This window comes from uncultured Limnohabitans sp. (assembly GCF_937889215.1).
GTDB lineage: Bacteria > Pseudomonadota > Gammaproteobacteria > Burkholderiales > Burkholderiaceae_C > Limnohabitans_A.
In genome coordinates, this window is sequence record NZ_CALBEX010000491.1 from 1 (window position 1) to 1,845 (window position 1,845).

General features: G+C 56.3%; 1 protein-coding gene. It reads right to left on the reverse strand.

Going from position 1 to position 1,845, the window contains the following annotated elements; all coding sequences use genetic code 11:
- Nucleotides 1-83 precede the first annotated feature (83 nt).
- The coding region (locus Q0341_RS12415; RefSeq protein ID WP_366522770.1) for a DNA methyltransferase at nt 84-1,845 on the reverse strand (1,762 nt) is incomplete at its 5' end.

The window sequence follows — 1,845 nt, forward strand, 5'->3', positions numbered from 1 at the left end:
ACAGACATTCATCGATGACCGTTTCTCTTGGTAATTCATACGCTTTTGTAAATGCACTGGCTTTCGGTGATGGTTAAATCGCATCATGTTTTTTGACTTACCTTGGCTTTGGTTTTCGGTGTGTTCTTGTCTGCTCCTGTAGGCAGCAAGCTGGTGATGCGTTGGTACAGATCGAAGAGGAAGGCCACGCGTTCGGCGTCGGAGGCGTAGGACTTTTTGCCGCCGCTGGGTTGGTAGGCGGCGTCTACGGCGGTGTCTAGTTTTTGGTGGGCCTTGAGCAGGGCCGGGGGCATGGTCAGTGGGTCGTAGAGGTCAGCCAGTGACGAGCTGGCAAATTGGGCGCGGGCGTCGAGCACGCATTGGGCGGCTTGTTCGATGGCGTTGCGGTGTTTGTCGCTGAGCGCCTCGCCAGCGAAGCCGGGCCAGGGGTAGTTGTTGTAGACGATGGTGTTGGAGTAGCTGTAATCGCTTTTCAAGCGTCCACAGGTGTAACGCATCCAAGCGTTGTGCATCGTGCTGGTGAGCACGCCAAAGGTGAACAGTGATGCGTCGTCGACAAAGAAAATTTTGTCGCCGCAGATGACGTCACTGTCCAGATAGCCGATGGGGATGAATTGGCGGCGTTCGAAAGAAACCTTTGGAATCGCCAAATAGCGTTTTGATTTGGGTTGGCGAATTTCACCGAACAGGGTTGGTGTGCTGGCAAGCGCTACGGTTGCAGCTTTGGTGCTGGCTTCGCGCATGGCGCGTACACCCTCTACGCGCTTGAGCACATGGGGCATGGCGCGAAGTTCCGCTGGTGGGATGTTGACCAACCACAAACACCAGCGGCCGATGTTGTTGATGAATTCATCGCCCATTAAAAATGGGCGAATCCATTTCGCGGCTTTGGGTTCGATAGATATCAACTCAGCTTTTTCTTCATCGCTTAGGAGGAGGTTTCCACCGTCTGTTGCTTTGCCGCCGTTGGCCATCGCGTTGACATTGCAAACTGGAGTTGTTCGCTTGTTCAGAAAAATGTTTGGTGCATCCACCAAATATGCATTGATGCGCTTGACTGGCACCGCATGCGGCAGGCCTTTGATGTCCTCGTACTCGTAGATGGTTTTGATCGCTTGATCTTCGGGGCCAAAGCCCACGATCACGCAATGCACGGCGGCTTTGCCGCTGGCTTCGTTGGTCCACTGAAAGGTGCGGTGCGCAAAGTGGGTGTGCATGCCCAGGCGCTGCATCTCGCCCCACAGCACGGCGACTTGTTCGCCTTGGGTGATGCTGTTGGTGGACACAAAGGCGCATTGGGGCATGGATGCCGGGTCAAGCCCGGCATGACGCGGGGTCACCTGCCCAATGTAACGGGCGGCTATGACGTACCAGCCGCACACAAAGTCCAGATCACCCGCGCCGTGGATGCCTTGCATCACAGCTGCCAGGTCGGCTTTTTGTTCTTTGCTTTGGTAGGTCTTGCCCAAGAACGGTGGATTGCCCAACACATAACTGCACCGCTCCGCAGGCAGCACATCGTTCCAGTCCAGCCGCAGCGCGTTGGCGTGGCGGATTTGTGGTGAGCTTTTGAGCGGGATGCGGGCAAAGTACAGCCCAAACTCCACGCTCACGCGCAGGTTCATTTGGTGGTCCACCAGCCACAGGGCCACTTGGGCAATTTGCGCCGGAAACTCTTCGATCTCGATGCCAAAGAATTGGTCCACGTTCACACCGATCAGCCCATGCACGTCCACCGTCAGCTGGCCTTTGTGGGCACTCAGTTCGTGGTCGGCCCGCAGCACCTTCAGCTCCAGCTCGCGCAGTTCGCGGTAGCTGATGACCAGGAAATTTCCGCACCCGCAG